We start from the raw sequence: 26,490 nt of genomic DNA, 5'->3' as shown, positions 1-26,490 counted from the left end.
GAAGAACGTGTCGCCGAGCTTGATGCGCTCGGACTGGTCGGTGGAGCCGTACTGGCCCGCGTACGTCTTCCCGCCGGTGGTGATCGACGTCATCTGCGAGTGGTCGGACCAGGTGATGCCGGTGCGGGTGGACTCGGGGGTGGAGGCGGCGGCGGTCTCGTTGCCGATCCGGTCGTAGGACCAGTTCGTGGTGGAGCCGTCCTTCGCGGTGATCTGCTGGGCGTCGTTCACGGTGTAGGTGGTGCCGCGCGGGCAGCCCTTGTCCACGCCCTGGGAGGTGAGGTTCCCGGCGAGGTCGTAGCAGTACTGCCAGGAGGAGTTGAGGGTCGAGCCCTTGTTCTCCGCCGCGTAGGAGAAGCGGCCCGCGCTGTCGTACTCGTAGCTCGTCTTCGTCCCCGCGACCGCGTCCGTCGTGCTGCGGATCTTGCCGCCGTCCTTGCCGTCCTGGCGGGCGTAGGTGTAGGCCAGGTCGACCAGGGTGCCCTTCGGGCTGGTGGCCTTGATCTTCTCCGGACGGCCGGACTTGTCCGGCGTGACCGTCTGCACGGTGTTGCCGGGGTACGTAGTCGTGGTCCGCACGTCGTTCTTGTCGTACGCGTACGTGGTGGTCTTGCCCTTGGGGTCCTTCAGCTCCTTGAGCTTGTTGACCTTGTTCCAGGTGTAGTCGGTCAGGCCGGCGGGGTCCTGATAGGTGTCGACATTGCCCGCCGGGGTGTACGCCAGGACGGTCTGCGAGCCGTTCTGGAGGGTGCGGACCGTCTCGCGGGAGAGCGGGTCGAAGTCGTACTTGATGACGCCGGTGCCGTCGGAGCGCTGGGTGAGGTTGCCGTCGCCGTCGTACTCGTAGGTGACGGTCTGATAGTTGGAGGAGTCGACCTTCTTCACCCGGTCGCGGTGGTCGTAGGCGTAGGTGATGGTGATGCCGCGGGCGTCCTTCGCCGAGGAGACCCTGCCCAGGTCGTCGTAGGTGTAGGTGGTCGTGCCCAGCGGGGCCGGGGCCTCGACCGTCTTCAGGTTGCCCTTGGCGTCGTAGGTGAAGGTGGTGGCGACCGACTTCGACGCCGTCATCTTCGTGGTGACCTTGCAGACCTGGCCCTCGAAGCCGCCGCAGGTGGGGGTCGCGGGGTTGTAGTCGAAGGACTGGTTTCCCCCGCCCGTGCCCTGGACGGCGACGGACTTGGTGTTGCCCGCCGTGTCGTAGGTGTAGTCGGTCTTCTCGTCGTCCGCCGTTGTCAGCGTTCCCGGCAGGTCCGCGCCCGCGATCGTCTGATATCCCGTCACCGTCGCGCTGGCCCCGGTCGGGAGCGTGGAGCCGGTCGGGTTGTTGCGGGAGTCCCAGCCGTACGTGGTGACGTTGCCGCCCGCGCCACCGGTGCCCATGGCGTCGGTGGCCTGCTCCACGTTCCGGTTCGCGTCGTACTTCTTGGACCGGGTCTGTTCGAGGGCGTCGGTGACCTTCTCCACCTGCCCGTCCGCGTCGTGCTCGTACTTCGTCGCGTTGGTCTCGGGGTCGGTGACCGTGGTGGTGCCGGCGGCGTTGTACGAGGCGGCGGAGTAGGCGTAGGTCCAGGTCGGGCCGGTGTGGCCGGAGCCGTTGAGCTCGGTGGCCCGGAGCATCGAGGTGACCCGGTTCTCGGCGTCGTAGGTGAAGACGGTGACCCGCCCCTTGGGGGTGGTGATCTTCGTGAGGCGGCGGGAGGAGTCGTAGCCGAAGACGGTCGCCTTGCCCTCGGTGTCGGTCGTCTTCGCCAGGTCTCCCGCAGCGTTGAGGTCGAAGACGGCGGTGCGGCCGGTGTGGTCCTTGGCCTGCCACTGGTTCGGGTACGTCTTGACGAGGTCCACCCAGCGGCCCGAGCGGCTCTCGGCCAGCTTGAATCCCTTGTGCTCGTCGCCCTCGTCGTGCTGCGTGACGGTGATGGCGCCCTTGTTGCGGTCGGTGACCTTCGTCAGCGTGCCGTACTGGTCGTAGGTGTCCTTGGTGCCGGACTTGCGGTCGGTCAGCGTGTACGTGCCGTCCACGTTCTTCGCCAGGTCCTTGGAGTAGCCCTTCGGTGTGGTGAAGGTGCCGTCCGCCTTCTTCGTGAACGACGCCGCGTCCCCGGTGGCGTCGAAGAGCACCACTTCGTTCGCGTAGAGGTCGAGGTAGCGCTCGTACTCCTGCCACCACCGCTGTGACACCTTGCCCCACGGGGCGTCCAGCGAGTTGTAGGTACGGGCCAGCCGCAGCTTCTGGCCCACGCCGGCGACCTCGAAGTCGGTGGCGGCGAGCATCAGGTTGCCGTTCGACAGGTTGACCCGGGCCACCAGCGAGTCGGTGACCCTGATGTCGGAGATCTGGTGCCAGGGAACCGCACCCTGCCCGCGCGGTACCCAACTGCGAACGCCGGCCGACGAACGTGCCGCGGGTGACGCTGCCTCGTCGCCCTGCTCGGCCCGCTTCCTCTGCTCCGCCTGCCAGGCGGCCTCCGCCGCCGACGGAGCGGACGCCGCCCTGCTGGCCGGCGGCTTGGTGGCGCCGACCTTGACCGGAGGTATGGACTGCCGATCGGCCTTCCTGCCCCAGGCCGAGACCGCCGCCGGAGCCGGGTCATCACCCGGCGCGGCCAGCGCCGGCAGCGCGGAAGCCCCCAGCGCGGCCACCACCAGGGCCGCTGTCAGGGCGCCTCTTCGGGAAGTGCGGGATGTACGGGCACGCCGAAACGGCGTGCCGGAAGCACGCGAATCCATGTGATCCCCCCACGGGATACGTAGACGCGGTGAGCGCCGCGCTCACCGGAGCCGCACACGCTGCCACGGGTCCTTCACACGACGCGAACGCTTATGCGGTCGCAAACGGGTAAACGGGCCAGTGCAAGCCATCTTTCTCGCCCGATTCCTCCGTAGTTGCCTTTCGGGGCCGCCGTACCTTGCCTTATGGTAACTGTTTCGACGTCAACGAAACGGGGCCGAAAAGCACCTGCCTCCGTCGGGGCCTCTCGCCGCGAACTCACGAGGAGGCCGGAGGAATGCCGAGCGTTCCGCGTGCTCGGTGAGCACGCGGATGCCGGGCTGGGACGCACCGGCCGGCGACACGGGAAGAGGCCGTCCGGCCCGGGCGGCCATCGTGCTGATGTTCTGGCCGCACGTGGCGGCGATGGGCTTCGCACGTGCCGCAACCGCTGGTGACCGGCCGGGGACTTCGCGCTTCCTGCCGCTTGCCTCTCTTACGGCGACGCCCTGGCGCGAGCCCCTTCATTTCCGGGGGTATCGGTCACCGGCGGCGTATCGTCAGGGGCCGTTGCGTCACCCGTTGCCCGCCCACCGCCGCCCGTCGTGCGCTGCCCGGTCGTCGCCGGTGACCGGGCCGATCCGGCAGGAGCCGCCGTGAACAGGATCGTCACGTCCATCTCGCTCTCCCTCGACGGATTCTTCGAAGGACCCGACCAGGACATCGACTGGCACACCGTCGACGAGGAACTGCACCAGCACTTCAACGACTACCTGCGCACGATGGGCGGCTTCGTCGAGGGGCGCGTCACCTACGAGTTGATGGAGGAGTTCTGGCCGACCGCCGATGAGGACCCGGCCAACGAGGGGCCGATGGCCGAGTTCGCCGGGATCTGGCGGGAGATGCCGAAGTTCGTGTTCTCGCGCACGCTGGAGAGCGTGGGGCCGAACGCGACCCTGCTGCACGAAGTCGATCCCGAGCAGGTGCGGGAGCTGCGCGAGGCCGCGTCGGGGGACCTGGTGGTCGGCGGCGCGGGCCTGCTGGAGTCGTTCCGGCGGCACGACCTGATCGACGAGTACCGGATCTACCTCCACCCCGTCATCCTCGGCCGGGGCCGCCCCTTCTTCCGGGACGCGGAGGAGCGGCAGATGCTCCGGCTGATCGAGACCCGGACCTTCGGGAACGGAGTCGTACTGCTCCGTTACGAGACGGTCCGGGCGTCGTGAGGCGTACGGCGCGTCGTGCGCGTACGCCGCGTGCTGCGCGCTTTCAGGCGGTGGCCGCGTAGGCGGCGAAGGCCGACCAGGCGGAGGGCGCGACGCTGAACGTCGGGCCCTCGACGTCCTTGGAGTCACGGATGTGGACGGCGGCGGGATGCGCGGCGACCTCGACGCAGGCCCCGCCCTCGTCGCCGCTGTGGCTCGACTTCTTCCAGTTGTAGGCGACCTCAAGGCACTGCCCGCCGTCGCTGCCGCTGTAGCTCGACTTCCGCCAGTCGTACGCGACTTCCAGGCATTGCCCGCCCTCGTCGCCGCTGTAACTCGACTTGAACCAGTTCAGTCCGGTGCTCATGGTCTTCTCTCCCAGTAAACGGGCCAGCAGGCGCAGGGTCTTTTCCGGAGTCAGTGCCTGGGCTCGCAGCATCGCATATTTCTGGGTGAGGATGCTGACGTCATTCGGGTCGGTGATCAGTTGGCTGCCGCGCTGGGTCTCGGTGTAGGCGACGCGCTGATGGTCCGGAGTCTCCAGGAGAGTAAAGGGGCCGTTGAGTCCCGCGTGGGACAAGCTCTCCAGCGGGAGCACTTGCAAGCAGACGCCCGGGAGTTGGGCCATCTTGTACAGGTGGCGGAGCTGCTTCCGGTGCTCCTCCTCCGACGTCAGCCGCATCATCAGGACCGGTTCCCAGATCACGATGCTCGTGGTCGGCGGCTTCTTGCGGTGCAGGATGTGCTGACGCTGGAGCCGCGTCGCGGTGTGCGTCTCGATCTCCTCCGGGCTGTAGACCGGGATCCTGTTGCGGAACACGGCCTCCGCATACGCCTTCGTCTGGAGCAGACCCGGGATGACCTGGTTGTCGAACCAGGACAGCGCCAGAGCCTCCTGCTCCATGTCGATGTAGTCCTCGGCCCACAGCGGGATCAGGTCGACCTCCGGCATGTTGTCGACCGCCGTCGACAGCGCGCCCTTCGTGTCGAGCAGGTCGTCCATGGCGTCCGCCAGATCCGGGACGAGGGAGCGCCTGCCCTGCTCGATGGAGGAGATCGTGTCCTCCTGGACCCCGGCCGCCGTGGCGAGTTGGCCCTGGGTCATGCCCGCTTCGTGCCGGAAACGGGCCACGAGCTTGCCCACGAGTTTCATGGACGAGGCGTTCTTGCGCTGTCGTTTTCTGGGATGCATACGGTTCCCACTCCCACCCCGGAAACCTCTTCACGCCTGCGCGACCCGTACAAGAAATCTGTACGAGTCGCGCAGGGTTACAGCAGGTCAGGCGCTGGCCCGAGGTGGTGTCCGTGCGGGGGTTTCCTAGAACATCAGTGCGTTCTCGACGTCCGACTGCCAGTAGGTGACGAAGCCCCGGCTGTCCGTGGCGGTGTCCGCCGGGAGCTTCAGCGTGAACTCGCCCTTGGACTGGTTGTTCTGGTCGACCATGATCACGCCGAGGTTCTCGCTGACGACCGGCTCGTCCTCGCCCGGCTCGCCCTGGAGCGCGATACCCGCGTACGCCTCCTCGCCCGGGGAGAGCGTGACGACCGCCTGCGGCTTGCTCTCCTCCAGGATCGGGTACACGGCCTGCGCGTCGTCGAAGCGGAGGAACGGGGCGTAGTACGCCGAGCACTTGGTGGAGCCCGTGTTGGTGACGGTGAGCAGCAGGTGGTTGATCGGGCGGCTCACCGAGGAGACCTTCACCCGGGAGTTCTTGGGCGTGCAGGTCGGGATCGCCTTCGAGGACCCGCCCTTCGGCGCGGCCTCGGTCTTCTTGCTCTGGTTGTCGCCGTTGCCGTTGCCGCCCGCGTGCTTGCCCTCGGCGGGGACGGTCTGCGTTTCGGGCTTTCCGGCCTCCGGCGTCTCCGGCTGGGCCTTGTCGTCCGTGCTCGTCGGCGCGGGGGCGGGCGTCCCGGTCGCGGAGCCGGCCGGCTTGGTCCCCATGGCCTCGTCGTCCCCGCCACAGGCGGTGAGGGAGAGGGCGGCCACGAGGGCGGTGGCGGCGAGGGCGGTGGTGCGGAAGCGGTTGGTGCGCATGGCGGTGGTTCTCCCCGTACTCGATGGACTCGGTGTGCTCGATGGCCCGGCGTACGCGACGGACTCGGCGTACCCGGTGCAGGTGCTGCTCCGACGCCGCGCCGCGCCTCTCGGGCGGCCGGTCCGCGGCGGTGCTGCTGTGGTCTGGTCCGAGCTTGTGGGACGGCGGATTCCCGCCGCAACACCTGGCGGGCCATTGGGGACGCTGGAACGCCTGCACATGTGCTGACCTGCGGAGATGCCGCGTCCCTGGAACGCCGTCCTGGGACGCGGGAGGGTGGTGAACGCCGTCGAATGAGCGGATGAGCCCGAGGTCCCGGAGTCCCTGAGGTGCTCCGGTCGCGGTACGGAGCAAGAGGTGTCTGCTGCCGGTTCAGGTGTTCCTGGTCCGCCACGGGGCCGCGAGATGGCGGGATCCGGACGCAACGCCCTTCGAACCATTGGGGATGCCGGGGCGTCTACGCCTACGGTGACCTGCGGGGATTCCGCGCTTCTGGAACGCCGTTCCGGGGCGCACGAGGAAAGGGAGCGCCGTCGTGGCGACGCCGGAGGCCGTGGAGTTCGCGGCCCTGCTCAAGGATTTGAAGGCTCGTTCTGGGCGTAGCTACGGCGTGCTCGCGGGAAAGCTGCACGTCAGTACGTCGACGCTGCACCGGTACTGCAACGGGGACGCGGTGCCGAACGAGTTCGCTCCCGTCGAGCGGTTCGCGCGGGTCTGCGGGGCGTCGGGGGACGAGTTGGTGGAGGTGCACCGGCGGTGGATCATCGCGGACGCGGCCAGGCGACGGCCTCCGGCGGGGGCGCCGGACGCGGGGGCCGGGGGCGCTGCGGTCGAGGGCGCGGCGGGGGGCGTTGAGTCCGTTGAGCCTGCCCCGCCTGCCGGATCTACCGGGTCTGCCGGGCCTGCCTCGCCTGTGGACTCTGCCGGGCCCGCCTCGTCTGCCTCGCCCGCCCCGTCTGCCGAGCCTGCCGGGCGGGCTGTCGAACCCGCCGCCCCTGCCGAGCCCGCTGCGCCCGTTGCTGCTGCGGTCCCTGCGGCGGCTGAGCATGACCGGAGCGACGAGCCGGACACCGGGGACGAGGACTTCGGGACGGACATCACGGCCGAGCGCGGCGGGGTCGGCGCGGGCGGCCGGCCGGGGGAGGGGGCGCGTTCGCGGTGGGCGCGGCTCTCCCGGCGTACGCGGGTGCTCATCGCGGCCGCCGGGGTCGCCGCGCTGCTCGTGCCGACCACCGTCGTCGCCGTCGATCTCGTCGGCTCGGGCAAGGAGGGCGGCGGCAGCGCGGCGGACCGGGTGGAGGACCGGAGCGGGGGGCTCGCCGGGGCGCCGGAGGGGACCGTTTCGGCCACGCCGCGCCCCTCGGTGAGTCCGAGTTCGGCGAGTCCGTCGGCCGGTGCCTCCGCGTCGGGGAAGCCGTCCGGGACGCCCTCGACCGCCTCCGGGGGCGGCCAGACGCAGAACGGCGACGGGAGCGGGAACGGGGCCGGGGCCGGGGGCGGCGGCGGTACGGGCCTCGGGGCTCCGCCGACCGTCAGCATCTCCTCGTACAACTGGGAGGAGCCCTGCGGCCAGCACTACCTGGTGAACCAGGGGCCCGAGAACCTGGACCCGCCGCCCCCGCCGCAGGACCGACGCGGCTGGGCGGCGGCGTACGGCGGGGTCGAGGGCGGGCTCTCGCGGCTCCAGCTCACCGTGCAGGGCACGTCGCGCGATGCGGTCGTCCTCAAGGGCATGCACGTCCGCGTGCTCTCCCGCAAGGCTCCGCTGCCCTGGTCGGCGTACCTGATGGGGAACGGCTGCGGCAGCGGGATCACGCCTCAGACGTTCGCGTCCCACCTCGACGCCGGGCAGCCGACGCTCCGCCCGGTGGCGGGGACGCAGGGGGACATCGAGGTCCCGGCGGTGGACTTCCCGTACAAGGTGACCTCGGAGGACGTGGAGGTCTTCAACCTGGAGATGAAGGCCGTGAGTTACGACGTCACCTGGTACCTGGAGCTGGAGTGGAGCAGCGGCGGCAAGGAGGGCGTGGTGCGGATCGACGACCACGGGAAGCCGTTCCGGCTCAGTGGGATGAAGGGGCGGCCGGAGTACCGGTACGGGAACGAGGAGGTCGGCTGGTTCCTCGCCGAGTAGGGCGCCGTCAGAAGGCTCGATAGATCTCGCGTCGATGGCCGACGGCCAGCACCCAGACGATGAGCCGCCCGTCCTCCACGGTGTAAACGGCCCGGTAGTCGCCCACGCGGAGACGCCAGCGTGCGTCGTGGCCCTGGAGCGGTTTGACGTCGAATCCGGCAAGATCCTCCGCGTCCAGCGCCTTCTGGAGATCCGCCAGGCGGCCGAGGATGCGGCGGGCTTCCGGCAACGGAATCTTGAGAAGGTCCCGCTGCGCGTGCGGTGTGAATCGTGTGGCGTGACCCATGGGTCAGTTGGCCGACCGGAGGAGCGCGGCCATCTCTTCGAGGGATACCGATCCGTTGGTTCCTTCGGCCTCCGCTTTGTCCGCGAGCCGGTTGAGCCATTCGTCCTCGTACCGCTCGGCGGTTTCGCGCAGACGCCGATACTCGTCGATGTCGACGAGGACCGCTTCGCTCTTGCCTCGGCGGGTGATGATCGTGGGCGTCTCGTCACGGCGGGCGCGGTCGATGACGTCCGCGAGGTGCTTGCGTACCTCTGCCATGGACTCGGTCACGGGCTCACTCATGAGGATCAATGTAGCAGATGTACATCTGTTGCACGTTCTGGAGTGGAGAGTGAGAGTGCCGCTACTCCTTGTATCGCCGTCTTGTCGCGCTGTCACCGGAGCGGTTCGTGGCAGCGTCGGCCGGAACCACGGGCACGACTGAGCCGGGGTGAGATCGAGCTTGAGCTTCATGGCGTGGTGCGGATCGACGACCACGGGAAGCCGTTCCGGCTCAGCGGGATGAAGGGGCGGCCGGAGTACCGGTACGGGAACGAGGAGGTCGGCTGGTTCCTCGCCGAGTGACATCCCGGGGCCCGGGGCGGGGTCGTACTCCTTTGTGGTGGTGCGGAGTTGCGGCGCGCACACTGAGGGCATGCGCTATGCGACGCGTGCTGAAAGGGCCAGGATCGCGGGGCTGAGGGTCCTGCTCTGGGCGGGTGCCCTCGTTGCCTCTCCAGTGTTGCTGATCGCGGGCCGGCCGATCCGTCGCCGCTACCTCCGCCACCTCTACCGCGACGGTGCCCCGCCCCTCATCGACAAGCGGCAGGGGTGGGTCAGCGCGCACTGGTTCGTCGTCACGCACCCGCTTCTGCGCCTGCTCTGCCTGCCGTCGGACGTGGTCGCCCGCCGGGTGCTGGGGAGGGGCTGAACGCGTCGGTTCCAGCAGGTGGGCGGGGTGGCCGAGACAGTTCGCACGGTCGTGCTGCCGTCTGTTCGGTGGCGGGGTCGCCCTCTGTCGCTGCGCTATCGTGATCGCGTCATCACGTTCTGTGTGTGCATCGGGAAAGGCATACAGGGCGGCCCCCGGTGGTGTTTGGCGCACCGCTCCGAGGGCCTTCACCACTAGTGGATCAGGAGTCCACGAGCGATGCTTTCGCATGTTATCCCGCCCGTTCGCGGCTATACGAAGTGTTCCAACAGTCTGGTACGTCATCCCCGGCTGTGCAGTGACGCGAAGATCCTGGTCCTCTACGTCCAGGGGTTGCCCGCGTGCGACCGCGACAAGGCGCTGAGCGAGCACGCGCGCAGTCTCCTGATGACCGGTCGCGCGTACCAGAGGGCCAAGGCCGAACTCCTCGCGCACGGGTACGTGCACGAGCGGCGGGAGCGCATCGCCGGGGGACGGTGGCGGACAGTGCAGGTGATGAGCAACGAGCCGTTGACGGCCGACCAGGCGGCGCGGCTCTACGCGGGTGCTCCCGCTGACGGGTACGCGGTGGTGGGTGCGGGCCGTGTGGGTCGTACGGGTCACGCGGGCCAGGTGGGTCACGCGGGCCATGCGGGTCGTACGGCGTCGGGTGCCTGGTCGGCTCCGAGTGCGCGCTTTCCGACGGTCGGTGAGCCGACGGGTCGGAGCGTCGGTGGTCAATTACCCGCAGACGAAGACTTGGGGGAAGACACTTCCCACCCACCCACCGAAGCGGGCGCGGCGGAAGAAGCCGAGGGGGAGGGGGATGCGGCCGCTTCGGAGTCGGTACCGGGGTCGGCATCGGTGCCGGTGCCGGTGCCGGGCTTGGGTTCGGCTCAGGACTCGGCTGCGGCTCTGGGATCGGCTGCGGCTGCGCCTTCGGGCTCGGCGGAAGTCCTCGCCGCCGAGCGGGTGTTGCTGTCGCTGCGGCACGAGAGGCGTGAGCTCCTGCTCGGCGTACGGGAGGCCCGTACGCTGGCCGGGCTCGCCGCCGAGTGGCTGCGGCGCGGTGTCAGCCCCGGGGACCTCCGGGCGGCGCTCACGAGGGGGCTGCCCAAGGACGGGGTGCGGTCGGCCCTGGGGTTCCTGGCGCACCGCCTGGTGGAGAAGCTGCCCGCGCCCCCGGCCGAGCAGCCGGAACCCGTACCGCCGTCGCCCCCTTCCTCTCCCCTCGCTCTGATCGCCTGTGCGGGGCCGGGCGAGGAGCACATGTTCCGGCCCAACGTGCCGTGGGCCACCACCTGCGGGCCGTGCCACCGCGAGGAGCAGCGGGCGTACTGGGAGGACATGCGGGCCCGGACGGAGGCCGCCCCCGCCCCCGAACCACTGCCTTGGCGCGAGCGCTTCGCCGCCGAGGGCGCGCAGGCGGGGGCGGGCCCGGGGCCGGACGTTGGCGGGTGAGGCGGTGAGGTGGTGAAGCTGTGGGTGCTGTTCGAGGCTGCAGTGTGGCTTCGGGGGCGTGCCGGGCGATCGGCACCGGGTGGGCGAGCGAAAGAGGCGCAAGTCCGCCCGGACCGCCGGGGCGGTCACGATACTGGCTGCCATGACCAGCACACCCGAAGCGACCACCTCGGCCCCGTTCTCCACGATCGGGATCCGGACCGGGGCCTTGGTGTTCTGCGGCGACGAGGTCGCCCTCATCCGCCGTGACCGCGCCGATTCCACCCACTACGTCCCGCCCGGCGGCAACGTCGAGCACGGCGAGGACCTCGCCGCCGCCCTTGCCCGCGAACTTGCCGAGGAACTCGACCTCGACATCGACCAGGCCGAAGGCGGCGACCTGTTGTGGGTCGTCGACCAGCGCGTCACCCGGCCCGGCCCTACCCCACCGCCGCGCAAGCTCCACCTGATCTACCGCCTCCACATCACGCCCGGGGTCCGCGCCACGCTTGCCGAGGTAGAACTGGACGAACTCCCCGACGGCAGCCACGAAGTCGGCGTCATCGAGTGGATCGACTACCGCGAGGCCGCCGAGTTGCCGATTTTTCCGCCCGTCGGTCCCGCCCTCGCCGCCCTGCCCGATCCGCGCGCCGCCGTCACCGACGCCGCTCTCGAAGCGGTCACCGACGACAACTACACCTGGGTGTGACCGACGGCGGTCACCGCCTGTGGGGCATGCGAGTCGAAGAGGAGCGGCGCCGGGATGAGCTTTGAGGGCCTGCCCGCTGAGACGGTCTGCTTGTCCACGCCGCCGCCGCACGTCCACTGCGGTCCGTCCCGTCGGCCGCCATCGACCGCCCGGCCTGGACGCTGCGGCAGGAGCGGGCGACGCAGCATGCGATGTCAACTGGCGCTTGATGGAGCATGTGTTGGGGTCTCTACGGGTCGCGTCCGGGGGTGGTTCGGCGGGGCGGATATCCGCTTGCGCATGACGTGGTCGGGCTGCGCCTCGCCGGCGTACGGTGCCGGGGCGGTCAGTTCGGGCCGCGTTGGGCGTCGTCGCTCGTGGAGACGGTCAAGCGTTTTCGGCCTGGAGGGTGCGTTCTTCCGTCGCCGGGTACTGCGGAGGCGCCACCGGTCCATCCCCGCCCGATGTGCCCGGCACGCTGCGCGGGACGCGGTGCCGTGGGTGGGTTTCCCTCTGCGGTGCCCGCCGGGTTCGCCATCGTCATCGGCGTACGGGTAAGGCGATTGCCGGGCGGTTCCGGTCTGTCCGGAAAGGGAGCGGGGCTTCTGGCGGGCGCTTCCTCGCCGTGTCAGGGTTCGCCGCGTCAGGCTGATTCGGGCGGACTCGGGCTGACTCATGGCACACCGCACCCATCAAGGAGAAAACATGAGCATGCGGTCCTCGACGCGGTTCCGTGGCGCGATCACCGGTGCAGCTCTCTGCTCCGCCCTCGCCCTCGGAACCGTGCTGGCCGGCCCGGGCACGGCGGCGGCCTCGACGGAGGCGGAGCGGGACGCTTCGGCGGTCTCGGCGCAGGCCACGTGTTCCGTCCGCTGGAAGAACGGCGTGGACTACGCGGGGCTGACCGCGGACTACAGCTGGGCGTGGAACGTCGTGATCAGGCAGGGCGAATCCGGCGACCGGGTCCGGGAGATCCAGTGCCTGGCGATCTACCACGGCTACAGCCTGACGGTCGACGGGCAGTTCGGCCCCGCGACCAAGAACGCGGTCACCGCGTTCCAGCGCGCTCGCGGAATCGGAGCGGACGGCATCGTCGGGCCCTCCACGTGGCGGCAGTTGCGCAAGTAGTGGTCCCTGCCTGCGGCCCCCGGCCTGCCACCCGGGTGGTGGGGACGGGGGCCGCAGGCGGTGGAACGTACGTCGAGGAACGCGGGCGGCCGTCCGTGGGACCGGCCGGGGCGGCGCGTGGCACCCTGGGCCGGTGCTCCTGAACGATTCCTCCAGCAGTGTCGGCCTCCGCCCGGTGCGCTATCAGTTCGCCACCGTCCGGGGCGAGACGTACGACGACAACTGGCTCGACGTCTCCGGCACGGTGACGACGCCCGAGGGAAGCTGGTCCTTCACCGATCCGTGTCTGCTCACCGACGAGGCCCGACGGGTGTCCGCGTGGCTGCGCGCGGTGGCCGCGGGGACGGTGGCCGTCACCGGGCCCGACGACGAGGGCAGGCTGTGGCCGGACACGTGGTTCATCGAGCCGGTCGTGGCGTTCGGCCTCGCCGGCCGCGGGGAGGGCGGGGCCGTGACGATCCGCGTTCACCTGTCCTTGGAGGCGGCGCCGCCGTGGCAGCGGGACGACGACGGGGCCGACATCTACCAGTACGCCGTGGAGATCACGACGGACGCCGGGGCGCTTCTTCACGCGGCTGACCGGTGGGACCTCGCTCTGGCTTCCTTCCCGCCCCGCTGAGGTCCGTCCCGTTGGGGGCCGACCCGCCGAGGGCCGCGTCGACGGCGTTCTCGTAGGCGACGATGTCCCGCCATTCCCCGTCCGCGTCGATCGTGGGGCAGCCGCCGATCTCCTCGCGGTGTGACCACGTGAGGTGGAGGATCGAGTAGCGGGAGGGGGTGGTGCGGTGGCGGCAGAGCACGTCGTCGTTGGACAGCCGGTGGGCGATCACCTCCAGCGCGGTCCCGAAGAACGGATGCGCGGGGTGCACCTCGGTGCTGAGTTCGGCTGCCAGGGCCAGGTGGTCGAGGTCGCAGTCCTCGGCCCGGTCCGCCGTCACGTCGCACCAGTCGTCGCCGAGCTCCGCGACCACGCTCGTCTCCTTCACCGGTCGGCACTCCCCTCCGTGTCGTCGAGTCGCCGCGTGGGCGGTCGGGCGGTCCGGCGGAGAGGATAGCCGTGGCGGCCAAAGCCATACCTCCTGCGGCCCGGTCACCACTGCGTTGACCCGTGCCCGGACGGCAGCCGAAGATCGCTGGTGTGAACCCGCCTTCTGACGTCCCGCCGAACCAGCCCCCGAACCAGCCCCCGGACCAGCCCCCGAACCAGCCCTCGAAGCAGCCCCCGTCGCCCTGGGCCCCGCCGTCGGGCCCGGCCGAGTCGCCGCAGGCCGGAGGGGTGCCGCACGCCGGAGGGCCGCCGCTTCCGCCGCCCCCGGGGGCCTGGCAGGGATGGAACGGGCCTCCGCCTCCGCAGGAGAACGCGCCGCCGCAGTGGGGAGCGCCTCCGCAGTGGGGCGGGCAGCCCCAGTGGGGCGGGCCCCAGCAGTGGGGCGGGTCCCAGCAGTGGAGTGCCCCGCCGTCCGGGCCGGTGCGCGCGCCCTCGGGCTCCCGCTACGACCAGCAGGGGCGCAACGGGCAGGGCGGGCGGTTCGGGTGGCTGGGCGAGCTGGCGGTCGCCCTGCCGCTGGTCGTGGTGGGCGTCCTGGCCGTCAGCGTGATCGGCATGATCGTCGCCGCGGTGATGGACGCGGGGCCCGCGTCGGCCGACAGCGATCTCTTCTTCGAGGACCCGGTCGCCGACCTGGTGTTCAGCCTCCTCGGCATCGCGATCGGCATACCCATCGTCATGGGCGTCGCCCGGCTCCTCGGCCGCCGCCCGGCCGGGACCCTGTCGTCCGTTGTCGGGCGGCTGCGCTGGCGCTGGCTCGGGTGGTGCGCCGCCGTGGGCTTCCCGCTGATGATCGTGCAGATCGGGCTGCTGATCGCCTGGACGTGGGACTCGGAGCCGCTCTCGGCGTCGGGGGACGGCGGCTTCCCGGGCTGGCCCTACTTCCTGCTGAGCATGGCGGTGATCCTGGCCCTCGTCCCGTTCCAGGCCGCCGCCGAGGAGTACGTCTTCCGGGGCTGGCTGGTCCAGGTGATCGGCCGGGCGGTGCGGTCGCCGTGGCCCGCGATCGTCGTGGCGTCCCTGCTCTTCGCCCTCGCCCACGGGTTCGGCGAAATCTCCGGCTTCCTCCTGCTCTTCTACTCCGCCATGTGGTGGGGCTGGCTGGTGATCCGTACCGGGGGCCTGGAGGCGGTGATTGTCCTGCACACCGCCAACAACCTGCTGGCCTTCGGCCTCTCGGCCGGCTTCGGCGCACTCGACGACAGCAGCACCGCCGCCGACGCCCCCTGGCAGGCGCTGGTCCTGGAACTCGTCTTCGCCCCGCTGTACTGCCTGGTCGTGGCGAAGCTCGCGGAGCGGCGCGGCGTCGAGCGGGTCAGCCCCTGAGGGCTGCCGCGCCGTGGCCGCGCCGCCGTGGCCGAACTGCCGTGACCGCGCCGCCGCGGCCGCACTGCTGTAACCGCGTCGGCGTGGCCGCCTCCCGTGGCCGCGCCGACGCTCATGCCGCGTTCAGCGCCACCGTCGGGTGCAGGCGGGCGGCGCGGATCGCCGGGTAGAGGCCCGCGACCACCCCGATCAGCAGGGTCGCGGCCAGGCCGCCCGCCAGGGACCAGGGCGGGATCACCGCCGTCCACCCCTGCACCCGCGCGAAGCCGTACGTCGCCGCCGCGCCCAGCAGTGCGCCCGAGGCCCCGCCCAGCGCGGAGAGCAGCAGCGACTCGGTGAGGAACTGGAGCCGGATCGCGTTGCGCGTCGCCCCCAGCGAGCGGCGCAGGCCGATCTCCTGGCGGCGCTCCAGTACGGAGATGACCATCGTGTTGGCCACGCCCACCCCGCCGACCAGGAGGGCCACCGCGCCAAGTCCGAGCATCAGGGTGGTCAGCCCCTTGTCGGCCGCCGCCCGTGCCGCCAGCGCGTCCGAGGGGCGCGAGACCCGGACGGACGCCTCGTTGCCGGGGTTGACCGTACGCGCCAGCACCGCCCGTACGTCCTCCACCGACGCGTCCGTGGACCGCTCGAAGACGGTGGTGGGGCGGCCGTCGGAGCCGAAGTAGCGCTCCGCCGCCGGGAAGCCGACCAGCGCCACCCGGTCCAGGGTCGGGACCAGCTCGACGGGTTCGAGGATGCCGACGACGGCCACCCGGACATCGTTCATCATGATCGTCTCGCCGGGGCGGGTGATGCCGAGCCGGTCCGCCGCCACCGCGCCCAGGACGGCCGTCGGCAGCCGTTCCCCGGCCGGCGTCAGCCAGGTGCCCCGGGCGACCTCGCCGCCGAGCGTGGAGAGCAGATCGGTGCGGGCCGCCTGGGCGGTGACCCCGGCGGTGCGCTCCTCGGGGACGACGTCGCTGCGGCGGATACGGGCGTCGACCTCGGCGGTCGCCGTGGCGTGGAGCACCGGGCCGATCCGCTCGACCATCGCCACCGCGTTCTTCGGCAGCGGGACCGTGCCGCCGAGCGGGGTGTCGCCCGCCTCGGCGGTGAGGAGGTTGGTGCCGAGGCGGTCGAGCCGCGACATCAGGTCCGCCCGGCTCGACTCGGACAGCCCGACCACCGCGACCATCGTCGCGATGCCGATCGCGATGCCGAGCGCCGAGAGCACCACCCGGGCCCGGCGCGCCCGCAGACCGATCGCGCCGACCCGCAGGACGTCCCGGGCGGAGAGCCGGGCGGGCTTGAGGGTGCGGGTCATGCGCCCTCCCCTGTACGGCGGGTGCCCTCGGCCGTACGGACCGGGGGAGCCGTCTTCGTACGGGCCGGGGAGCCCCCGTACGTACCGGGCGGGGAGTCCTCGTCCGTACCGACAAGGGCTCCGTCGTCCGTACCGGCCCGGGAGCCCTCGTCCGTACGGGCCCGGGTCCGGAACTCGCCGCGTATCGGGGCGTGTTCGTCCGCGACCACCTCGCCGTCCCGGAAGCGGACCCGGCGCGGCAGCGAGGCCGCTATCTGCTGGTCGTGGGTGATCACGCAGACCGTGGTGCCGGCCGCGTTCAGCTCGTGCAGCAGCTCCATGACGACGGTGCCGGACGCGGTGTCCAGGGCCCCGGTCGGCTCGTCCGCCAGCAGCAGGCTCGGCTCGCCGACCAGGGCGCGGGCGATGGCGACGCGCTGCTTCTCGCCGCCGGACAGTTCGTTCGGGGTGTGCGAGGTCCGGTGGCCCAGGCCCACCCGGGCCAGCGCCTCGCGGGCCCGCTCGCGCCGCTCCCGCAGGCCGGTCCCCGTGTACAGCAGGCCGTCCGCGACGTTGTCCACCGCGTCGCGGCCCGCCGCCAGGTGGAAGTGCTGGAACACGAAGCCGATGTGGCGGGCGCGCAGCGCGGAGAGCCGGGCGTCGGAGAGCGCGGACACGTCGTACCCGGCGACCCGGACCGTCCCCGTGGTGGGCCGGTCCAGGGTGCCCATGACGTTGAGCATCGTGGACTTGCCGGAGCCGGACGGGCCCACCACGGCGAGGAGTTCGCCCGCGTGGACGGTGAGGTTCACCGAGCGCAGGGCGTGGACGCCGCCGGGGTAGGACTTGGAGGCGTCGCGCAGTTCGACCACGGCCGGGCCCGCCGCAGCCCAGGGCGGGCCCGGGGGGTTCGGGAGGTCCGGGAGGTCCGGGGGGCTCGGACGGCCCACGGGGTCAGGATGGCCCAGAGGGTCAGGGAGGCCCGCAGAGGCCGGGAGCCCCGCCGCAGCCCAGGGCGGGCCCGCAGGGGTCGGACGGCCCGGGTTCGGGAGCCCCACGGAGGCCGGGCGGCCCGGGGGGCTCGGGCGGCCCACGGGGTTCGGGAGGCTCACGGCTTCGCCACCCCCACCTTCATGCCCACGCGCAGCCCGGCCCCGCTGACCTCGATCCGCCCGTCCGCCGTCATGCCCGTCTCCACGCGGACCATCTCGGACGTCCGGCCCCTCACGACCTGGAGCCCGTACCCGCCGTTCTCGCCGCGCAGGGCCACCACCGCCTCGACCGGCACCGCGAGGACCCCCTCGCGCGCCTCGCTGACGAACCTGACGCTCGCCGTCGCCTCGGCGTCCTCGCCGGACACCGCCCGGGAGCCGCCGTCGAGGACGACCTCCACGGTGATCCCGTCCTGGCCGCCGCCCTCGACGCCCTCCTCCGCCTCCGGGCGCACCGTCCCGGCGACCTTCCCGGGCCGGGTCTTCCCGCTGGGCAGGGTCACCTCGACCTTCGTGCCGCGTGCGGTGAGCGCCCCGTCCGTCTGCTCCAGCCGCGCCCGTACGACCGGTTTGGTGGAGGCGACCGTCAGGACGGGCGCGTCCGGGCCGACCTGGTCGGCGAGGGCCGCGTCGGCGGCGACCACCGTGACCTCGCCGGGCTGGAAGACGACGTCGCCCCGGCCGACCCGGCCGGTGGTCTCGCGGTTGAGCTGCTTCTGCCACCGCTTGACGGCGGCCTCGGTGTCGGAGCCGTACTCCGTGTCGACGTACAGCCCGGCTCCGTAACCCAAGTCGCGCAGATTGCGCTCCAGTTGGAGTACGTCGCTGCCCCGGGCGCCCACCTTCATCTCGCGGAAGGCCGGGACCGGGCCGTAGAGCAGCGTGACCGGCTTGTCGTTCAGCTCGTACAGGGCCTGCCCCCTCCGCACGGTCGTCCCCTCGGCGGCCGCGACCGTGACCGTGCCCTCCACGGGGGCCTTGACAGCGCGGCGCTGGGCGAAGTCGATCCGGCCGTCGACGGTCTTGGAGAGCACGAGGTCGGTGCGGACGATGGTGGCGGTGGCGGGCGGCAGGCCGTCGTCGGGGCCGGCCGCGCCCGCCCCGCCGCCGACGCCGAGGAGCAGGACGCCCCCGGTGACGGCGGCGGTCACCGCGCCCAGCGCGACGAGGGCGGTGGTGGAGCGTTTCACTGCATCCCGTCCAGTCCGTCGAGGAGCTTCGACTCGCACGCCTCGCGGGCCTGCTTGTAGGCGGGCGACTCGGGGTCGATGACCGGGGAGCCCGGGTTCGGGTCGCCGCCGGGGATCGCGTTGCCGCCGGACATCACCGGGTTGGTGAACCGGCTGATGCCGTTGTCCCGCATGCACTGGGCGTGCGCGAGCATCGATTCGTAGGACTTCTGCTGGTCGCGCTTCGGTTCGAGCGCCATGGACGCCTGGAGTTCGGGTACGCAGACGTTGTTCTTCCCGGCCTTGATGCCGTGGTTGCGGCCGGGCTGGGAGCCGAGTTCGTTGACCTTGGCCCAGTCGAGGTGGCCGCTGAGCTTGGGGTCGGGGAACTCCGGATAGCCGCCCTCGGCGCGCATGCAGCGGACGAACGCGACCTGGGCGTCGTAGAAGGCGCTCTTGCCGGAGGGCTGCGCGCTCGGGGGGCCGTCCGTTCCGTTCTCGGTGGAAGAAGGCTCTGCGGACCGGGACGGATCGGTTTTTGCGGACGGGGCGTCGGCGATCGCACCGTGGCCTCGGGTGCCGGTGCCGTCGCCGCCCCCGCAGGCGACGGTGAGGGCGAGTACGGGCACGGCCACGAAGGCGGCCAGGCGGAGCCCGGCGGAAGGGGTGGGGAAGCTCATGGGTCCCACGCTGGCGGCCGTGCGTGATGGCCCGTGCATGGGCACATGATGGGAACGTAACAATGCCCCCGACCTGCGCCCGAGGCCCCGGGAGGGGGAGACGGAGAGGCGCGGCGCATGCGCATAATCGGGCCCATGCCGCAGGTGCTGCTCATCGAGGACGACGCGTCCGTACGGGACGGGATGGAGCTCGTGCTGCGCCGGCACGGGTACGGCGTGGAGACCGCCGCCACCGGCGAGGAGGCCCTCGCGCTGCTCGCCGGGGAGCGGGGTGCGGCGGTCGAACTGGCCGTGCTGGACCTGATGCTCCCCGGCATGGACGGCTTCGAGGTGTGCCGCCGCATCCGGGCCCGTACGGTGACGCTGCCGATCATCATGCTGACCGCGCGCGGCGACGACGAGGACATCGTGACCGGGCTGGAGGCGGGAGCCGACGACTACGTGGTCAAGCCGGTCACCGCGCCCGTCCTGGAGGCCCGCATCCGGGCCGCCCTGCGCCGCGCGGAGCCGGCGGGGGCCGGAGCCGGAGTCGGAGTCGGTGCGTCCGGTTCGGCGGGTACGGGTACGGGTGCGGGGGCCGGGCGGCCCGATCACGGGGACCGCAGCGAGCACGGCGGACTGGTGATCGACCGGGCGGGGCTCACCGTCACCAAGCACGGCACGTCCATAGCCCTGCCGCCCACGGAACTCCGGGTCCTGCTGGAGCTGTCGGCCGCGCCGGGGCGGGTCCTCACCCGGGAGCACCTTCTCGCGTCGGTGTGGGACCACACGTTCCTGGGCGATTCGCGGCTGGTGGACGCGGCGGTGGGCCGGCTGCGCGCCAAGATCGAGGACGTACCGGCCCGGCCCCGGTACGTCCAGACCGTGCGCGGCTTCGGCTACCGCTTCGGACCGCTGTGAAGCGCCGCTCCCCGGGGCGCGGGGCCCGGCGGTCCACGGGCGCCCGGCCGCTTACCGGGGCCCGCGCTTCCACCGGGCGCCGCAGGTTCGGCGGTCCTCGGCGCTTCGTCGGCGGGCTGCGGGTCCGGCTCGTCGTCACCTTCGTCCTGGTCGCCCTCCTCAGCGCGGTGACGGCGACCGCCCTCGCCTACCGGGACGCCCGCACCGCCGTCCTCCAGCGCACCCAGAACACCGCGGTGGACGACCTCCGCGAGCGGGTGGCCACCGTGGCGGCGGGGTTCGACATGCCGCCCGACCAGCGGTCGCTGTCCCGGTTCGCGGCGGAGGTCTCCGAGGGGCTGGGCGCGCGCATCGTCGTCGCCCGGCACCAGGACCTGACGGCGGTCTCCGACACGTACGCGAACACGGAGGGCCGGATCACCGCCGAGCTGCGGGCGGCCGTAAGGGCGGGGGACGGCACGCGGTTCCAGCGGGTGGAGTGGCGGGGGGAGCCGTATCTGGTGGTCGGCACGCCGGTCACGTACGCGGACGGGGACCGGCGTACCTCGGGACTGGAGGTGTTCGCCATCACCGACCTGCGGGCCGAACGCGACGACACGGAAGCCCTGTTGGACTCCGTCCAAGAGGGGATCGTGCCCGTGGTGGCGGTCGCGGCGCTGCTGGCGCTGCTGGCCGCCGGGACGGTCCTGCGGCCGGTACGGAAGTTGGGCCGCGCCACCCGTGAGCTGGCCGCGGGCGATCTGGGCAGCCGGGTCGCGGTCCGCGGCCATGACGAACTGGCCGACTTGGCGCGGACGTTCAACGAGACGGCCGGTGCTCTCCAGTCTTCCGACGCGGAGTTGAGGGCGCAGGAGGCGAAGGCGCGGCGGTTCGTGGCGGACGTGTCGCACGAACTGCGCACGCCTCTCGCGGCGATGGCGATGGTGGCGACGGTCCTGGAAGAGGACGCGGGCCAGCTCCCGCCGGACGCCGCGCGGGCGGCCCGTACGGTCGGCGCGGAGACGGCCCGGCTGTCCCGGCTGGTCGAGGACCTGATGGAGATCTCCCGCTTCGACGCCGGGGCGGCCCGGCTCAACGCCTCGGAGACCGACCTCGCCGACACCGTACGGGCGTCGCTGGCGCCGCGCGGGTGGACGGACCGGGTGGCGCTCGACCTGCCCGAGGGGGTGCGGGCCGTGGTCGACCGGCGGCGCGTCGACGTCATCGTGGCGAACCTGGTGGGCAACGCGCTGCGGCACGGGGCCCCGCCGGTGACGGTCACCCTGGCGGCGGTCGGGGGCGGGGGTGCGCCCGGGGTCGGGGAAGGGGGTGACCGGGTGGTGCTGGAGGTCGCGGACCGGGGGCCGGGGCTGCCGCCGGAGGCCCGGGAGCGGGTCTTCGACCGGTTCTACAAGGCGGACGAGGCGCGCACGCGGACCACCGCCGCTACTGCCACTACCACTGCTACAGCCACCGCCACGGCCACCGGCCCCGCCGCGCCGGACGGCGGCCCCGGTCCGGGTGCGGGGCTGGACGGCGGGCAGGGCAGCGGCCTCGGGATGGCCATCGCGCTGGAGAACGCCCGGCTGCACGGCGGAACGATCGAGGTCGAGGCGCAACGGCCGGGCGGAGGAGCGGCGTTCACGCTGGTGCTGCCCCTGCGGCGTACGGACGGGGAGGGCGAGGAATGAGGTGGCGCGGAGGCGTCCTGGCCCTCACCGCGCTGGCGGCCGTCCTGGCCCCGCTCGCCGGCTGCGGGGTCGGGGTACGGCCGACCGGGGTGCTCGACGCGGGCGAACCCGCCTCCGGGCTGACGCGCGGGAAGCGGCTCTACTACGCGTCCGACACCGGACTCCGGGCCGTGCCCCTGCTCGACCGCGAGGGCGACGAGCTGGAAGCGGTGATGAAGCTGCTGGCGCAGGGGCCCACGGTCGCCGAGCGCCGCCAGGGGCTGACCACCCTGCTCCATGCCCCCAGCGGCTACACCGTGACCGGCGACGGACCGCGCGTCACGGTGGAGCTGACGGGCCCGTACTGGGCGCAGGCCCGCGACCAGGCGACGGGCCAACTGGTCTGCACCCTCGCCAGTTTCCAGTCCGTACGGGAGGCGGAGGTCCGGGCGGACGACGTGGAGGTGACCATCCGCCCGGGAGAGGGGCCGGTGCTGGGGCCGTTGCGCTGCGCGGAGTACCTGGACCGCTGAGGGCGATGGGCGTGTGTGCGTGTGCCCGAACCGCTGGGGGAGGCGGGCCGGCGTCCGCCTTCCCGGACCGCTGAGGCGTGCGGGCGGGCGGCCGTGTTCCCGGACCACCGGGAAGCGGGTGGCGGGCCCGTGAAAGGCTGCGGTGACGGGCCCGGCGCGCCGGACCGGGCCGATCGGACCTGGGGGAAGCGTGGAGCGAGCTCGGCTGTGGAAGTCCTCCGTCCCGGTGGCGGCCAATCTGCTGCTCGGGATACCCGCCGTGGTGCCGCTGTTCCTGATCTGGTACCTGCTGTCCAACTACCCATTGGCAGACCTGGGTTGGACGCAGAGAGAGCCGACCGAGAACGACGGGATCCTCCCGGGGCTGATCATCGCCGTACCGGTGGTGGGCGTCTTCGGCATCGTCTGGGCCCTGCTCAACCTGTGGATACGCGACCGGCTGTCCGCCGGGGCGTCCGCCTCCACCTACTGGACGCTCGCGGCGGCACTGACCCTCGCCCCGTACGGCCTGCTCATCGCCTTCGGCTGAGCGCGTCCGGAGCCACGGGACGGGGGGACGGGGAGCGGGGACGCAGGCGGGGACGGTCAGGGTGCCCTCCGGCCGGCCGGCGGCTACGCGGCCCGGACGAGAGCGCTTCGTGTCCGCCGACTCACGAACACGGCGGCGCAGGCCGTGGCGGCGGCGAGAACGGCCGCCCCCAGCACGAACACGTTGACCGACGGGGGCAGATGCTCCACGGACGAACCGTCCGCGTAGAGACAGGCGTTGCGCAGGGGCCAGTACTCCTGCCGCAGCCCCTCCAGCGGTGCGCCGGACAGATTGACGTCCTCGCACAGCGCGGGGAACGGGCCGCCCAGGGTCACGGAGAGCCGGCCGCCGCAGTACACGGCCGCGGCGAGGCAGCCGAGGAGCCCGGCGGCGGCCGCGAGGATCCTGGCCGTGGGGCGGGGCCGCGCCCTCCCCAGGAGGGCGATCACCACGGCGCAGGCCACCGCCGCCGCTCCGCTGAGCAGCAGCAGGGCCCCCGTCAACAGCACCGGCACATCACACCGCCCTTCCGCGGTCAGAACTCCACGGTCAACTGGGCCCGGATGTGGGCCCGCAGCACGCCCGCCATGTCCGTCGCGCAGTCGCTGATCAGCCACTGGATCTGGAGGCCGTCCATCAGGGCGATGAGCTGCTGTGCGGCGGTCGCCGGGTCGGTGTCCGGGCGCAGCGCGCCGTCCTCGCGGGCCTCGGCGTAGGCGCGTTCGGTGTTGGCGACCGACGTGCGGTAGCGGTTCTCGAAGTACGCGTGCGCCGGGTGGTCGGGGGAGGTGGCCTCCGCCGCGACCACCGAGAACAGCTCGACGATCCCGCGCCGCTGCGCGTTCAGCTCCGCGAGGTCGGTCAGCCGCCGCAGATGCTCGACGCCCCGGGTCACGCTCGGCGCCAGCCACGCGTCGTCCACGTCGTCGCGGCGCTGGAGGACGGCGAGGAGCAGCGCCTCCTTCGTCGGGAAGTGGTGCAGGAGGCCCGGGTGGGAGATGCCGCACCGCGTGGCGATCACGCGGAGCGACGCGCCCCGGTAGCCGGCCTCGCCGAAGAGGGCCATCGCCTGGTCGAGGATCTCGGTCCGCCTGGCCCGGCCCTTGGCATAGCCGCGCCGGGTCTCCGGGGTCACGCGCATTCACCCGCTGTCATCGGACGCCTCTCTCGTTCCGCCCAGATTCTCACAGGTCAGCAACCCGGACCCGCGTCCGTACCGACCAACACTTACCGAGTGGTCGGGATTGAGCGTACGGTACGTGCTGAGTGCCGCCCCGGCCGCTCCGGCTGCTGTGGCCGTTCCGTGTGCTGTGGCCGTTCCGGTCGTCGTGACCGCCCCGGCCGCGTGACCGCCCCGGCTGCCCCGGCCGCCCCGGCCGTCGTGAAAGGAAGTCCTGTGGGTCCCAAGCCGCCGTATCTCGACCCCGCGCTGCCCGTCGAGGAGCGGGTCGACGACCTTTTGGGGCGCATGACGCTGCCCGAGAAGGCCGGTCAGATGCTCCAGCTCAACGCCAAGGAAGGGGTGCGGCACCTTGTCGAGGACCTGCACGCGGGCTCGATCCTGCACGCCTCGCCGGAGCGGATGCGGGAGGCTGCCGCGCTCACCGCGCAGACCCGGCTGCGCATCCCGCTGCTCGTCGCGGAGGACTGCATCCACGGCCACTCCTTCTGGGAGGGGGCCACGATCTACCCGACGCAGCTCGGCATGGCCGCCACCTGGGACCCGGAGCTGGTGGAGCGGATCGCGCGGGCGACGGCGGTGGAGGCCGCGGCGACCGGGGTGCACTGGACGTTCTCGCCGGTGCTCTGCGTCACCCGGGATCTGCGCTGGGGCCGGGTCAGCGAGACGTTCGGCGAAGACCCGCACCTGATCGGCGAGTTGGCCTCCGCGATGGTGCGCGGCTATCAGGGCGACGGCCTCGCCGACCCGACCGCGATCCTGGCCTGCGCCAAGCACTTCGCCGGGTACTCCGAGACCCAGGGCGGCCGGGACGCCAGCGAGGCGGACATCTCGCGCCGCAAGCTGCGGTCCTGGTTCCTGCCGCCGTTCGAGCGGGTGGCCAGGGAGGGCTGCCGGACCTTCATGCTGGGCTACCAGTCGATGGACGGCGTGCCGATCACCGTGAACGACTGGCTGCTGAACGAGGTGCTGCGCGGCGAGTGGGGCTACACCGGCACGCTGGTCACCGACTGGGACAACGTAGGCCGCATGGTGTGGGAGCAGAAGATCCACGCCGATTACGCGCAGGCGTCGGCGGCGGCGGTCCGCGCCGGCAACGACATGGTGATGACCACGCCAGCCTTCTTCGAGGGCGTGCAAGAGGCGGTGGAGAAGGGGACGTTGGCGGAGGCGGAGATCGACGCCGCGGTGCGCCGCATCCTCACGCTCAAGTTCGAACTGGGCCTCTTCGAGAACCCCCGCCACCCCGACGCCGCCCGGCAGACCGAGGTCATCGGCAGCGGTGCGCACACCGCGCTGAACCTGGAGGCGGCCCGCCGCTCGCTGGTCCTGCTCACCAACGACGGCACGCTGCCGTTCGCGGGCGGGCTCACGGCGGACGCGACCGGCCGAGCGCGCCCCGACGCCTCCGCCGGACCCCGTACGGTGGCGGTCGTCAGCCCCAACGCCGATGATGCGCAGACCCAGTTGGGAGACTGGGCGGGCTCCTCCGGACAGGCCGACTGGCTGCCGGACGGCCAGCCGCGCGCCATGATCCGCACCGTCCTCGACGGCTTCCGCGACCACGTGCCCGCCGACTGGACCGTCTCGTACGCGCCCGGCGCCCGCATGCTCGACGTGGGACCCGACCCGGAAGGGACGTTCTTCCCGGACGGGCAGCCGCGCCCGGAGGTCGTCCATCCGGCGTCCCCGGACGCGGAGTTGATCGCGGGGGCGGTCGCCGCTGCCGAGGCCGCCGACCATGTGGTGGCCGTCGTCGGCGACCGGATCGAGCTGATCGGCGAGGGCAAGTCCACCGCCACGCTCGAACTCGTCGGCGACCAGGTGGCGTTGCTGGACGCGCTGGCGGCGACGGGAAAGCCGTTCGTCGTCGTGGTCATCAGCTCCAAGCCGCTGGTGCTGCCCCCGTCCGCGCTCGGGGCCGCGGCGATCGTGTACGCGGCCAACCCGGGTATGCAGGGCGGCCGGGCGGTCGCGGAGCTGCTGCTCGGGCTGATCGAGCCGACCGGCCGGCTGCCGGTCTCCTTCGCCCGGCACGCGGGGCAGCAGCCGACGTACTACAACCAGGTACGCGGCCAGCACGGCACGCGGTACGCGGACCTCACCCAGCGCCCGGCGTTCGTGTTCGGCGAGGGGTTGAGCTACTCCACGGTCGCGTACACGGATCTGGAGGTGCTGACGGCGGTGGTCGGCGCGTCGGAGGCCGTACGCGCCCGGGTCACGGTGACCAACACGGGGGAGCGGCCCGCCCGGGAGACGGTCCAGCTCTACGTGAGCGACACGGTGACATCGGTGACCTGGGCGGAGAAGGAGCTGAAGGCGTACCGGCAGGTGGAGCTGGCCCCGGGGCAGTCCCGCGAACTCCTCCTCGAACTCCCGGTTTCCGCTTGCACGTTGGTGGACGCGGAGGGCCGCCGCGTGGTGGAGCCGGGCCGCTTCGAGCTGCTGGTGGGCCCGTCGTCCCGCGACGAGGCGCTGCTGCGCGGGGAGTTCACGGTGCAGGGGTGAACGCCGGGGTCTGACCCCTGTGGCGTCTCCGGACGCGGACCGCCGGTGGGACCGCCGCGCGCGAGCGCGGAAGCGGTCCCACCGGACGTGACCGGCGGACGGCCACCGGGCGGACGGCCGGAGGGTGGGCGACCGGCGGGCGACCTGCCGCCGGCCGGTCGTGGGCCGGTCCGTGGGC

General features: G+C 72.2%; 25 protein-coding genes and 1 pseudogene. 13 read left to right on the top strand and 13 right to left on the bottom strand.

Annotated elements, in window-relative coordinates; genetic code table 11:
* The coding region (locus IF19_RS0118835; protein ID WP_032748712.1) for a DUF6531 domain-containing protein at positions 1-2,643 on the bottom strand (2,643 nt) is incomplete at its 3' end.
* 720 nt (positions 2,644-3,363) lie between these two features.
* Here IF19_RS0118835 and IF19_RS0118830 point away from each other — a divergent pair.
* Entirely contained in the window at positions 3,364-3,933 is a 570-nt protein-coding gene (locus IF19_RS0118830) for a dihydrofolate reductase family protein (protein WP_030117653.1), read from the top strand.
* Between the two features lie 43 nt (positions 3,934-3,976).
* Here the strand turns inward: IF19_RS0118830 and IF19_RS1000000138815 are convergent, their stop codons facing one another.
* From IF19_RS1000000138815 to IF19_RS0118820, 3 genes and pseudogenes are all read right to left on the bottom strand, one after another.
* The gene (locus IF19_RS1000000138815; RefSeq protein ID WP_169749620.1) at positions 3,977-4,279 is read right to left on the bottom strand and encodes a DUF397 domain-containing protein; all 303 of its coding nucleotides are present in this window, start codon (positions 4,277-4,279) and stop codon (positions 3,977-3,979) included.
* Between the two features lie 6 nt (positions 4,280-4,285).
* Positions 4,286-5,065, bottom strand: a pseudogene (locus IF19_RS0118825) (helix-turn-helix domain-containing protein); the annotation flags it as partial.
* A gap of 165 nt (positions 5,066-5,230) precedes the next feature.
* Positions 5,231-5,947, bottom strand: coding sequence for a DUF4232 domain-containing protein (locus IF19_RS0118820; RefSeq protein ID WP_030117651.1), 717 nt, complete (start codon positions 5,945-5,947; stop codon positions 5,231-5,233).
* Positions 5,948-6,483: 536 nt separating this feature from the next.
* On the opposite strand from IF19_RS0118820, the gene IF19_RS0118815 reads away from it, so the two are divergent.
* Positions 6,484-8,082: a helix-turn-helix domain-containing protein gene (locus IF19_RS0118815; protein ID WP_030277984.1), complete on the top strand. Its 1,599-nt coding sequence runs from the start codon at positions 6,484-6,486 to the stop codon at positions 8,080-8,082.
* A gap of 7 nt (positions 8,083-8,089) precedes the next feature.
* Here IF19_RS0118815 and IF19_RS0118810 read toward each other — a convergent pair whose 3' ends face one another.
* On the bottom strand, positions 8,090-8,368 hold the full coding sequence (locus tag IF19_RS0118810) for a type II toxin-antitoxin system RelE family toxin (RefSeq protein WP_030117649.1): 279 nt from the start codon (positions 8,366-8,368) through the stop codon (positions 8,090-8,092).
* Between the two features lie 3 nt (positions 8,369-8,371).
* Complete coding sequence (locus IF19_RS0118805) at positions 8,372-8,650, bottom strand: type II toxin-antitoxin system Phd/YefM family antitoxin (protein ID WP_030117648.1); 279 nt, start codon at positions 8,648-8,650, stop codon at positions 8,372-8,374.
* Between the two features lie 352 nt (positions 8,651-9,002).
* Between IF19_RS0118805 and IF19_RS0118795 the strand changes: the two genes are divergently transcribed.
* The 5 genes from IF19_RS0118795 to IF19_RS0118775 all read left to right on the top strand — a co-directional run bounded on the left by IF19_RS0118795 (position 9,003) and on the right by IF19_RS0118775 (position 13,132).
* On the top strand, positions 9,003-9,278 hold the full coding sequence (locus IF19_RS0118795; protein ID WP_030117647.1) for a hypothetical protein: 276 nt from the start codon (positions 9,003-9,005) through the stop codon (positions 9,276-9,278).
* Positions 9,279-9,497: 219 nt separating this feature from the next.
* The gene (locus IF19_RS0118790) at positions 9,498-10,718 is read left to right on the top strand and encodes a hypothetical protein (protein ID WP_030117646.1); all 1,221 of its coding nucleotides are present in this window, start codon (positions 9,498-9,500) and stop codon (positions 10,716-10,718) included.
* A gap of 142 nt (positions 10,719-10,860) precedes the next feature.
* Positions 10,861-11,406, top strand: a complete 546-nt coding sequence (locus IF19_RS0118785) for an NUDIX domain-containing protein (RefSeq protein WP_030117645.1) — start codon at positions 10,861-10,863, stop codon at positions 11,404-11,406.
* 684 nt (positions 11,407-12,090) lie between these two features.
* Positions 12,091-12,513, top strand: coding sequence for a peptidoglycan-binding domain-containing protein (locus tag IF19_RS0118780; RefSeq protein ID WP_050493955.1), 423 nt, complete (start codon positions 12,091-12,093; stop codon positions 12,511-12,513).
* A 133-nt stretch (positions 12,514-12,646) separates the two neighbouring features.
* Complete coding sequence (locus IF19_RS0118775) at positions 12,647-13,132, top strand: WapI family immunity protein (RefSeq protein WP_030117643.1); 486 nt, start codon at positions 12,647-12,649, stop codon at positions 13,130-13,132.
* Here IF19_RS0118775 and IF19_RS01000000134825 read toward each other — a convergent pair.
* Positions 13,056-13,499, bottom strand: a complete 444-nt coding sequence (locus tag IF19_RS01000000134825) for a hypothetical protein (protein ID WP_032748710.1) — start codon at positions 13,497-13,499, stop codon at positions 13,056-13,058. The two genes, IF19_RS0118775 and IF19_RS01000000134825, sit on opposite strands and share 77 nt — an antisense overlap.
* 482 nt (positions 13,500-13,981) lie before the next feature.
* Here IF19_RS01000000134825 and IF19_RS1000000138685 point away from each other — a divergent pair, with 482 nt between their 5' ends.
* Complete coding sequence (locus IF19_RS1000000138685) at positions 13,982-14,887, top strand: CPBP family intramembrane glutamic endopeptidase (protein WP_030117642.1); 906 nt, start codon at positions 13,982-13,984, stop codon at positions 14,885-14,887.
* 112 nt (positions 14,888-14,999) lie between these two features.
* Here IF19_RS1000000138685 and IF19_RS0118760 read toward each other — a convergent pair whose 3' ends face one another.
* From IF19_RS0118760 to IF19_RS0118745, 4 genes are all read right to left on the bottom strand, one after another.
* Positions 15,000-16,193, bottom strand: a complete 1,194-nt coding sequence (locus tag IF19_RS0118760) for an ABC transporter permease (protein WP_030117641.1) — start codon at positions 16,191-16,193, stop codon at positions 15,000-15,002.
* Complete coding sequence (locus IF19_RS01000000134820) at positions 16,190-17,044, bottom strand: ABC transporter ATP-binding protein (RefSeq protein WP_169749619.1); 855 nt, start codon at positions 17,042-17,044, stop codon at positions 16,190-16,192. The genes IF19_RS0118760 and IF19_RS01000000134820 overlap by 4 nt, the downstream gene beginning before the upstream one ends.
* A 236-nt stretch (positions 17,045-17,280) precedes the next feature.
* Positions 17,281-18,354, bottom strand: coding sequence for a peptidoglycan-binding protein (locus IF19_RS0118750; protein ID WP_030277983.1), 1,074 nt, complete (start codon positions 18,352-18,354; stop codon positions 17,281-17,283).
* On the bottom strand, positions 18,351-19,013 hold the full coding sequence (locus IF19_RS0118745) for a hypothetical protein (protein WP_030117638.1): 663 nt from the start codon (positions 19,011-19,013) through the stop codon (positions 18,351-18,353). The genes IF19_RS0118750 and IF19_RS0118745 overlap by 4 nt, the downstream gene beginning before the upstream one ends.
* A 135-nt stretch (positions 19,014-19,148) precedes the next feature.
* On the opposite strand from IF19_RS0118745, the gene IF19_RS0118740 reads away from it, so the two are divergent.
* The 4 genes from IF19_RS0118740 to IF19_RS0118725 all read left to right on the top strand — a co-directional run bounded on the left by IF19_RS0118740 (position 19,149) and on the right by IF19_RS0118725 (position 22,624).
* A complete protein-coding gene (locus IF19_RS0118740) occupies positions 19,149-19,913 on the top strand; it encodes a response regulator transcription factor (protein WP_030117637.1) in 765 nt (254 codons plus the stop codon).
* Positions 19,914-20,029: 116 nt separating this feature from the next.
* Positions 20,030-21,583 carry a sensor histidine kinase gene (locus IF19_RS0118735; protein ID WP_030277981.1) on the top strand — a complete coding sequence of 518 codons (1,554 nt, stop codon included), beginning with the start codon at positions 20,030-20,032 and terminating at the stop codon, positions 21,581-21,583.
* The gene (locus IF19_RS0118730) at positions 21,580-22,095 is read left to right on the top strand and encodes a GerMN domain-containing protein (RefSeq protein ID WP_030117634.1); all 516 of its coding nucleotides are present in this window, start codon (positions 21,580-21,582) and stop codon (positions 22,093-22,095) included. Before IF19_RS0118735 ends, IF19_RS0118730 begins: the two co-directional genes overlap by 4 nt.
* 190 nt (positions 22,096-22,285) lie before the next feature.
* A complete protein-coding gene (locus IF19_RS0118725) occupies positions 22,286-22,624 on the top strand; it encodes a hypothetical protein (RefSeq protein WP_030117633.1) in 339 nt (112 codons plus the stop codon).
* 83 nt (positions 22,625-22,707) lie between these two features.
* Here IF19_RS0118725 and IF19_RS0118720 read toward each other — a convergent pair whose 3' ends face one another.
* On the bottom strand, positions 22,708-23,133 hold the full coding sequence (locus tag IF19_RS0118720; protein ID WP_137020479.1) for a hypothetical protein: 426 nt from the start codon (positions 23,131-23,133) through the stop codon (positions 22,708-22,710).
* Positions 23,134-23,159: 26 nt separating this feature from the next.
* Complete coding sequence (locus tag IF19_RS0118715) at positions 23,160-23,759, bottom strand: TetR/AcrR family transcriptional regulator (protein ID WP_030117631.1); 600 nt, start codon at positions 23,757-23,759, stop codon at positions 23,160-23,162.
* 261 nt (positions 23,760-24,020) lie between these two features.
* On the opposite strand from IF19_RS0118715, the gene IF19_RS0118710 reads away from it, so the two are divergent.
* Positions 24,021-26,312: an exo-beta-d-1,3/1,6-glucosidase gene (locus tag IF19_RS0118710; protein ID WP_030277979.1), complete on the top strand. Its 2,292-nt coding sequence runs from the start codon at positions 24,021-24,023 to the stop codon at positions 26,310-26,312.
* Positions 26,313-26,490: the final 178 nt, after the last annotated feature.

The organism is Streptomyces californicus, from assembly GCF_000717645.1.
Classification (GTDB): domain Bacteria; phylum Actinomycetota; class Actinomycetes; order Streptomycetales; family Streptomycetaceae; genus Streptomyces; species Streptomyces californicus.
Note: the sequence above shows the minus strand (reverse complement) of the source record. Positions and strands in the feature narration are given on the sequence as shown.